This window comes from Variovorax sp. YR634 (genome assembly GCF_900106655.1).
In the GTDB taxonomy this organism is placed as follows: Bacteria; Pseudomonadota; Gammaproteobacteria; order Burkholderiales; family Burkholderiaceae_C; genus Variovorax.
The window spans coordinates 1-8867 of sequence record NZ_FNOL01000045.1 but is presented as its reverse complement, the minus strand read 5'-3'; the positions used below and the strand labels follow the sequence as shown (position 1 = coordinate 8867).

Genomic DNA, 8867 nt, shown 5'->3' with positions numbered 1-8867 from the left:
AGCAGCAGAGGCAAGCATGAACAACGTCCTGGTGATCGTCTATTCCTACACGGGCACTTCCCGCCAGGTCGCGGAGCTCCTGTGCAGCCAGCAGAACTGGCAACTCGCGAGCGTCACCGAGGCGCATCCTCGCAGCGGCGCCCTCGGCAGCTTGCGTTGCGTGCTCGATTCGTTCTTCCGGCGACAGCCCGCCATTCGCTACGACGGTCCGCCGCCCAACGACTTCGATGCCGTGGTGCTGGTGTCGCCGATCTGGATGCTGCAACTCGCCGGCCCCATGCGCAGCTTCGTCGCGCGCCAACGCCAGCGGCTGCCCGACGTCGCCGTGCTCTCGGTCATGGGTGGACAGGGGGCGCCGAACGCACCCGCCGAGATCGCCAACCTCCTGGGGCGAGCGCCGATCCTGAGCTCCTCGGTCACCATGCGCGAGGTCGACGACGGCAGTTGTGCGGCCCGCCTGCTGGCCTTCGGCACCGCTGTGAGCAGTGCCGAAGATTCGCAAGCCGTGGTGCGCCCCGTGACGCTGTCGCCGCAATCGATCTGAAGGGCGGGGGTCGAATCGTCGTGACTGCCCTTCCCTCTCATGCGGGTGCGATGTATCGCACCGCCCGCCTCGCCTGTGCGCTCGCCTCAGGTGCCTCGCTGCTCTGTGCCTGTGCCGCGACGGGCCAGACGTCCGCGCCCGCGCTTGCGCACACACAGGCACAGGCACCCGCCGCAGCCCAGATCGCTGCGGCGGCAGTTCCGACCGGCTTTTCATCCCTGGTCGCAAACCGCGGAGCATCGGTGGTCGATATCAGCACGCTGCGCATCGGACGCGACGAGAACCCGGAAGACATCGAACTGGAAATTGCCCCGGAGCACGACTTCGCCGACCGGCTGGCCTGGCCCCTGCCGGCGAGCGCGCGGATCAGTCAGATCCGCGACCTCGCCTCGGGCGTGATCATCCGCAGCGACGGCCTGATCCTCACGAGCGCCCACGTGGTCACGAACATCGACGAGGCCCAGGTCCAGCTGGACGACGGGCGCCGCTTCACGGCGCGCGTGGTCGGCGTCGACAAGCGCACCGACGTCGGCCTCCTGAAGATCGATGCAAGCGCCCTGACCGTGGCCGTCATCGGCGACTCCTCGACGCTCAGCCCCGGCGACTGGGTGGCTGCGATCAGCTCGCCTTTCGGATTTCACGGCAGCGTGACGGCGGGCGTCGTCAGCGCTGTCGGGCGCGTCATGGGGGGCGCGGGCGAAATCCCCTTCATCCAGACCGACGTCGCCATCAATCCGGGCAGCTCGGGCAGCCCGCTGTTTAACAGCCGGGGCGAGGTCGTGGGCATCAACTCGATGATCTACAGCGGCAGCGGCGGCTACATGGGTCTGTCCTTCGCGGTGCCAATCAACCTGTCGATGCGCATCGCCAACCAGTTGCAGGAACACGGAGCGGTGCTGCGGGCCTACATGGGCGCGGAATTCCAGGAGATGACGCCTGCGCTGGCCCAGTCCTTCGGCCTGCCGGCTTCAACAGCGGCCGGCGCCCTGGTGGTCCGCGTCGAGGCGGGCAGCCCCGCGGAAGCTGCGGGCCTGACGCAGGGAGACGCGGTGCTGGCCCTCGACGGCAAGCCTCTATTGCACTTCATCGATTTTCCGCAGCAGATTGCGCAACGCACGCCCGGCAGTCGCCTGCAACTTGAGGTATGGCGACGCGGCGCTGCCCGCATGCTCCAGGTCGCGCTGGTAGCCCAACCCGCCGTTGTCGGCACCTCCTTTGCGGCCGCAGCCCCCGAATGGAACGATGGCCTGGGCTTGAGCGTGGGCGACCTCTCCCCCGCGCAGCGGCTGCAGTTGCGCATCGACAGCGGCCTGATGGTCCGTGAGGCCAGCGGCCTCGCGCGCAGCGAAGGCATCCGTGCCGGAGACGTGGTCGTGGCCATGAACACCACAAAGCTCTATCGCCCGGAGGACTTCAAGCAAAGCCTCGCGCGGGTGCCTCCCGGAAACACGGTCGCGCTACTGGTGATGCGCGACCGCCGACTCGCCTATGTGGCGATCCGCCTTCCGGCCTCGCGCCGTGGCCGTCTCTGACCGCGGCGCAACGCCTCCATCGCAGCCATCTCATTTCAAGGACGACACACCATGAAACACCTCGACGCAGCCGACCGCCGCTCACTTCATCTGCAGCTCGACATGCTGAAGCGGCAGGTTCTCGACGAACTCCGCGCCTCGGCGCCCACGGCCCAGCCCCTGGAATCCGGAGGCGGTCGCGAAGTGACGACCCATGCCGACGAAGCCGAAGCGGAGCGCGCAGCCGACGTGCACCTAGCCGAGATCGAGATCGATCGCACCAGGCTCGAAGCGATCGAGCTGGCGCTCGCGCGCCTGGCGGACGGACGCTACGGCGTCTGCGAAGACTGCGGTGCGGAGATCCCACGCGCGCGGCTGTTCGCGCAGCCCACCGCCGTCCGGTGCGCAGCCTGCCAGACGACCGTGGAAACACGTCACCGGCACTGAAGGGGACGAAGATCCATCACTCGCCGTCGTTCTGGCGGCGGGTTCTGGCCTTCACTCCTTCTTTGACTTCTTTGCTTTCGTGCCCTTCTCCTTCCGGCCAGGCAACGGTTTTCCTTCCTTGACCTGCTGGCGGTGTACACCGTGGAGCAGCGACTTCTTGACGCCCCCGGTCCCGGCCTCGTCGCGCGCATAGCTCACGACCCGGTACACCGTGCGCGCATGCCCGCCGCTGCCCATGCTGCAGATCACGGTGTCGTTGCCACCCTCGCTCTCGAAATCGGGCGCTTCATCCTCGAGCCAGTCGTGGTTCTCGATGGTCGTCTCGATGCGGCATTCCTGCGGCACTGCGATGCCCAGCCTGCGCAGGAATTCGCGCGGCCTGCCCAAGTAGGCCCGGAACTCGGCGGGCGTGCACTGCCAGAAATGCGCGTTGAAGGGTTCGGCCCGAATCACTTCGGACCGGGCAGAGAGATCGACGATCTTGGTGGGCATGTTCAGCTCCGGTGGGTTGCAAGAGACACAGTCACCGCAGCGTAAGAGCGCCTTCCCGGCAAGACCTTGACGCCGCGCAAGGCGAACGGCGCGCGCGCCCGCAGACTTGCATGCGCGATGCCCAGAGACCGGGATTGCGATTTCCTGCAAGGACACCGAAGTGACCGAAGAACACAACGAACTCGATCGATCCCTCCACGCGGCCTGGGGCCGGCTCGGCGGCGGCATGTCGCCTGCGGCTCTGATGCTGGCGTGGTCGGACTGGGCCATTCATTTCGCCACGCAGCCCGGGCGCGATGCCCAGATCGCGCTGCACCAGGCTCCGCCGCCCACGCAGCCGCAGGCACACGATTCCCGGCTCGGCGCGGACGAGTGGACGTCGTGGCCCTTCAGCATGTACCGCGAGGCCTTCGAGGCCAACGGACGCCAACTTCTCAAGATGGTGCGCGGTGTTCCAGGCGTTGATCGGCATCATGAGCAACTGGTGGCGTTCATGGTGCGGCAATGGCTGGAAATGGCCTCACCCGCCAACCTCTTCGCGACCAATCCGCAAGTGCTGCAAAGAACCGCTGCCACTGGAGGCGCCAATCTGCTCATCGGCGCCGCTTACGGAATGGAAGATCTCAGCCGCAAGGCCATCGGACTGCCGCCTGTAGGCGCCGAGGCGTTCAGGCCAGGGCGCGAAGTCGCCGTCACGCCGGGCAAGGTGATCCTACGCAACGAACTCGTCGAGCTCATCCAGTACGCGCCGACAACGCCGACGGTGCACGCCGAACCGGTGCTCATCGTGAGCGCGTGGATCATGAAGTACTACGTGCTCGATCTTTCGCCGCACAACTCGCTCATTCGCTACCTGGTCGATCAGGGCCACACGGTGTTCGCGGTTTCCTGGAAGAATCCCGGCGCCGCCGACGCGCAGCTCGGCATGGACGACTACCTGCGGCTCGGCATTCGCGCCTGCCTCGATGCCATTGAAGCCGTGCTGCTGGGGCGCCGCGTGCACGCCGTCGGGTATTGCCTTGGCGGGACCCTGATGGCGATTGCCGCGGCAGCCATGGCGCGCGACCACGACGACCGCCTGGCTTCGCTCACGCTGCTGGCCGCGCAGACCGACTTCACCGAACCCGGGGAGATTGGCCTGTTCATCGACGAAAGCCAGTTGGCCTTCCTGGAGGATCTCATGGCGCATGAAGGATTCCTAGGGGCGCAGCAGATGGCGGCCGCCTTTCAGGCGCTGCGCCCTGGCGACCTGATCTGGGGGCCGATGGTTCGAACGTGGCTCCTCGGAGAGCGTGCGCCCATGACCGACCTGATAGCGTGGAATGCCGACGGCACGCGCATGCCCTATCGCATGCACGCCGACTACCTGCGCAGCCTCTTCCTCGATAACGCTTTGGCAGAGGGCCACTACCTGGTCGGCGGACGGCCGGTGTCGCTGAACGACATCGACGTGCCGGTCTTCTTGCTTGGCACCTCCACTGACCATGTGGCGCCCTGGCGCTCGGTCTACAAGTTCAACCTGCTGTGCGATACCGACATTACCTTCGTGCTCGCCAAAGGAGGCCACAACGCAGGCATCGTGAGCGAGCTCGGCCATCCGCATCGCAGCTATCGCGTGCTTCGGCGTGCAAGGAACGGTGCCTATGTCGCACCGGATAATTTCCTCGGCATATCGCGTGACATCGAAGGATCGTGGTGGCCCTGCTTCCAGCAATGGCTGGCCGCGCGGTCGGGTCCGAGGCGCCGTCCGCCGGCGATAGGTGCGCCGCATCGCGGCCTGCCCCTCTTGTGCGACGCGCCGGGCACCTACGTGCTGGCGCGTTGAGCTGGCAACCGGCTCGGGGGGCCGGCCCTAGGCTAATGGGCACCGGAACGACGTTCACGATGCGCGTGAAGAGCGCGTTGTATTCGAGGTCGGGTACGTGTCCGGTCATCGGGTTGCACCAGTCGTTCTCGGTCAGCACACGCTCGGCCAGCGGCAGGATCGCGAGGCTGGCTTCCGAGGCATCCGTGCCTGCCGCGTCGCGCTCGGCCACGCGGCGGCGCAACGTGGCCGGGGCTGCGCGGCAATCCAGGATCGTGAAAGGCACGCGGAGCTCGGTTGCCAAAGCTTCGAAGCTGCGTCGCTCGGCGCCGCGCAGGAAGGCCGCGTCCACGATCACCGGATAGCCCGCCAGCAGCGCATCGCGGGCGCAGGCGCGCAGCCTTTCGAAAGTCCGCAGGGTTGCCTGCGCGCTGTAGATGTCGAGCCCGAGGGCGACGGATCGCGCCAGCGGATCGAGGCCATACAGGCGCTTGCGCTCCACGTCCGACCGCACGCGGACAGCGCCCGCGGCACACAGCAGTTGCAAGGCAACGCTGGATTTTCCCGAGCCCGACAAGCCGTGCGTGATCATCAGGCGGGCGCCCTCCTCCGGCTGCGTGGTCAGCCGCATCGCGCAGGCCAGGTAGTCGGGCCGGGCCTCGCCACAATCGGGACTGCCGAAGCCTGACACCGGCGTCGCTCGCTCCGCGGCCCCTTGAAGGGCCGCCAGCCGCTGCGCGAAGCCGTCGAGCAGCGCGGGCTGCAGCCGGTCTTCCACCAGCAGATTGCGCAGCAACGACGAATCCGGGAATCGCAGCATGCGCACTGGTGCCGGTGCCTGCGATGCTCGGCGACTCGGGCGTGCCGCAGACCGGCGCCACGTCGATGTAGAGCGAAGGAGCAAAGCGTCGGTTGAGGCGCAGCTCCTCCTCGCAGAAGTGCTTTCGGGCCTCGACGCTGCCGAAGTCCAGGAACGGCAGGCGTACCGGCTTCTTGAGCTTGAAGGCCTGCTTCTGCGTCAGCAGCACCCAGGAGATGTGCGTCTCGACCAAGGCCACGGGTTGCCCGGTCTCCCGCTGGAGTTGCTCTCGCAGTGCGTTGACCAGCGTGGTGTCCATGTGGCGTGTTTGCGATTCAATGACGTTTGGAAATGGCGAAAAGGCGCCACAGCGACCAGCCCGCAGGAAGCACGATCCACAAGGCCCACGGCGAAGACGTATCCGGCAGGCCGAACACGGCCCCCACGCCAGGCACTGCTGTCAGCATCCCCCAGACCACGCACACGCCAACCAATAGTGCATTGAACACCGTGTTGGTGTGCGTAAGCCGGACACTGGCGCCGCGAAACCACACGAGCAGCAGCAGGTTGCCGAGCACGATCGACCCGAGGCTGGCCATGCGCAGTTCCTCGTGCGTGGCCCCCAACGCGCGGCAGCCCCATTGCACCAGCGCCACGCCGACGAAGACCAGGGCCCCCATCGCGAACGCGCGGGCCGCCGAAGCTATCGAGAACAGCGCGTCGCCCCGGGGACGCGGCGGCACCGTCATGCTGTCGTCGGGCGCCGGTTCGGCCTCAAACACCAGCGAGCAGGCCGGGTCGATCAATAGTTCCAGCAGCACCACGTGCAGCGGCAGCAACAGCACCGGGCCGCCCATCACGACAGGGATCAGCGCCACGCCGACGATGGGCACATGCACCGCGAAGAGATAGCCCAGCGCCTTGCGCAGGTTCGCGAAGATGCGCCTGCCGGCGCGCACTGCCTCGACCAAAGAGGCGAAGTTGTCGTCCAGCAGCACCAGCGAGGCGGCTTCACGCGCAACATCCGTGCCGCGCAGGCCCATCGCGACGCCGATGTCGGCAGCCTTGAGCGCCGGTGCGTCGTTCACGCCGTCGCCGGTCATCGCCACGATGTCACCCTTCTGCTGTAGAGCCCGCACGATGCGCAGCTTCTGCGCGGGATCGACCCGCGCAAAGACCTGCACGTCGCGTACGCAGCGGCCCAGTGCCTCGTCGTCCATCGTGGCCAGTGCCTTGCCACTCATCACCTGCCACTCGCTGCCATCGATCAGCCCGGCTTGCTGCGCGATAGCGCGGGCTGTGAGGGCCGCGTCCCCGGTGATCATCACCACGCGGACGCCCGCACGCCGGCATTCCTCGATGGCGCCGGGCACCTCCGCGCGCAATGGGTCCATGAAGCCGAGCAGGCCCAACGGCGCCAGGCGCAGTCCGCCGGGCAGCGCGGCGTCGTCGCCGGCTTGCGCCGCATGCCCCTCGGCCACCGCGAGCACCCGCAGGCCGGCCGTGCTCCATCGGTCGGCGGTTTCCCGCAGCCGCTGCATCAGCGCCGGCTCGGCATCGCAGAGCGCGAGCACGGCCTCCGCGGCGCCCTTGACCGCCACCGTCTGCGCGGCCTCGCCGGGCGCCTGCCACCAGTGCACGACATAGGGCGCACCGTCGCGGATGCCACGGCGCGGGCCGGCCGTCCAGCCGGCATCGCCGCCGGCCAGGCCCGCGGCTTGCGCGGTGGCGCGCACCGCGTGGTCCATGGGCTCGACTCCGCCCGTGCTGCTGGCGCGCAGCGCGCCCGACAGCAGGCGATGAAAGCGTGCGGCCGGCTCGCCCGCGCCCGGGTTGCATTCCGCCTCCATGTCGTGCAGCGCCGTGAGCGCCATGCGGTTGTGCGTCAGCGTTCCGGTCTTGTCCACGCAAAGTACCGTGGTGGTGCCGAGTGCCTCGATGGCCTGCGGCTGGCGGGTCAGCACGTTCGACCTTGCAAGGCGCCAACTGCCGAGCGCCAGCATCACGCTCCACACGACCGCGAACTCCTCGGGGATCAGCGACATTGCCAGCGTCAGTCCTACCAGCAGGCCCTGCGCCCACGAGCCCTCGCGCAGCGCGAACACCGTTGCCGCGACGACACAGGTGAAGGCCGCAAGCCACGCGACGCGTCCCACCAGCTGGCGCAATTCCTCCTGCAGCCGGCTCGCGCGGGGCGCGAGTTGGGAGATCGAGCGGTGAATGGCACCGAGCGCGGTGTGCGCGCCGGTGCCGGTCACCTCGGCCACACCGTCGCCGCGCACCACCAGGCTACCCGCGAAGAGCCGGCCGCCCTCGCCTTCGCCGTTTGCGTGCTTGCCCTGCGGCATCGATTCGCCGGTGCGCAAGGACTCGTCGACCTGCAGCCCGACGGCCTCGACGATCCGCGCATCGGCGGACAACCGGTCGCCCTCGTTCACCAGAAGGCGATCACCGCGCACTAAATCACGGCTCGCGATGTGCAGCGCGCGCCCCTGTCGCACGACCGTGCAGCGGGGGCTGGAGAGCTCCTTCAGCGCTTCGAGCACACGCTCGGTCCGCTGCTCCTGATAGATCGACAGCCCGCCCACCAGCAGCACCGAGAGCGCGAGCATGCCGGCGTCGCCCAGGCTGCCGAGCAGTGCATACAACGCGGCGGTCGCCAGCAGCAACAAGAACATCGGCTGCGTCAGCGCACTCCAGGCGATGCGGGCCAATCCCTTGCGGGAGACGGAGGGCAGCACGTTCGGACCGTCGCGGCGCAGACGCTGCGCGGCTTCGGCATCGGTCAGGCCCTGAGGCGGGTTGTCGGTCACGATGGTTCCTGGGGGTCTTGCGCCAAGCGACACTTGGCCGCCGCGGCCGCTCACGTCAGTGCGCTATCAGGACCGGCACCGTCATCTGCGCAAGGATCTGCCGCGTCACACCCCCAAGGATTCGCTCGCGCAGGCGCGAATGGCCGTAGCCGCCCATCACCAGCAGGTCGGCGCTCAGGTCCGAAACCCGCGACAGCAACGCGTCCGCGACGTCGATTTCGGTTACCTCGGACTCGGCGCGCGCCTGCACGCCGTGCCTCAGCAGGAACTGGATCATGTCCGATACCAGCAGCTGCTGCGTGTTGTCTTCGTCGCGCGGGTGGCGTAGCGACAGGAGCGTGACGCGTGCTCCGCGCCGCAGTGCCGGCAATGCTGCCTGAAGGGCCATGGCGGCTTCACGCGAGCCGTCCCAGGCCGCAACGATGTTCTTCGGGATCCCCCCGAACATACCGGCCGA

At 67.9% G+C, this 8867-nt stretch carries 7 protein-coding genes and 1 pseudogene; 4 read left to right on the top strand and 4 right to left on the bottom strand.

Translation table 11 applies throughout. The features are described 5' to 3' along the window. From BLV60_RS33585 to BLV60_RS33575, 3 genes are all read left to right on the top strand, one after another. A partial coding sequence (locus BLV60_RS33585; protein WP_256329697.1) for a flavodoxin family protein occupies nucleotides 1-544 on the top strand: 544 nt, incomplete at its 5' end. A 50-nt stretch (nucleotides 545-594) separates the two neighbouring features. Continuing rightward, entirely contained in the window at nucleotides 595-2076 is a 1482-nt protein-coding gene (locus BLV60_RS33580; RefSeq protein WP_256329696.1) for a trypsin-like peptidase domain-containing protein, read from the top strand. Nucleotides 2077-2127: 51 nt separating this feature from the next. Next, nucleotides 2128-2502, top strand: a complete 375-nt coding sequence (locus BLV60_RS33575; RefSeq protein WP_093060086.1) for a TraR/DksA family transcriptional regulator — start codon at nucleotides 2128-2130, stop codon at nucleotides 2500-2502. A 51-nt stretch (nucleotides 2503-2553) separates the two neighbouring features. Here the strand turns inward: BLV60_RS33575 and BLV60_RS33570 are convergent, their stop codons facing one another. Beyond that, entirely contained in the window at nucleotides 2554-2994 is a 441-nt protein-coding gene (locus BLV60_RS33570) for a hypothetical protein (protein ID WP_256329695.1), read from the bottom strand. Nucleotides 2995-3154: 160 nt separating this feature from the next. Here BLV60_RS33570 and BLV60_RS33565 point away from each other — a divergent pair, with 160 nt between their 5' ends. Then, a complete protein-coding gene (locus BLV60_RS33565) occupies nucleotides 3155-4819 on the top strand; it encodes a PHA/PHB synthase family protein (protein ID WP_093060084.1) in 1665 nt (554 codons plus the stop codon). Between the two features lie 214 nt (nucleotides 4820-5033). On the opposite strand, the pseudogene BLV60_RS34795 reads toward BLV60_RS33565, so the two are convergent. From BLV60_RS34795 to BLV60_RS33550, 3 genes and pseudogenes are all read right to left on the bottom strand, one after another. Continuing rightward, nucleotides 5034-5390: pseudogene (locus tag BLV60_RS34795) on the bottom strand (AAA family ATPase); the annotation flags it as partial. Nucleotides 5391-5932: 542 nt separating this feature from the next. Beyond that, nucleotides 5933-8410, bottom strand: coding sequence for a cation-translocating P-type ATPase (locus tag BLV60_RS33555; RefSeq protein WP_093060082.1), 2478 nt, complete (start codon nucleotides 8408-8410; stop codon nucleotides 5933-5935). 55 nt (nucleotides 8411-8465) lie between these two features. Then, on the bottom strand, nucleotides 8466-8867 hold a 402-nt coding region (locus BLV60_RS33550; protein ID WP_143042682.1), incomplete at its 5' end, for a universal stress protein.

Bases quoted from the DNA above. Each gene is read 5' to 3' on its own strand.
- BLV60_RS33580 (WP_256329696.1), top strand. From the start codon at position 595: ATGTATCGCACCGCCCGCCTCGCCTGTGCGCTCGCCTCAGGTGCCTCG.
- BLV60_RS33575 (WP_093060086.1), top strand. From the start codon at position 2,128: ATGAAACACCTCGACGCAGCCGACCGCCGCTCACTTCATCTGCAGCTC.
- BLV60_RS33570 (WP_256329695.1), bottom strand. From the start codon at position 2,994: ATGCCCACCAAGATCGTCGATCTCTCTGCCCGGTCCGAAGTGATTCGG.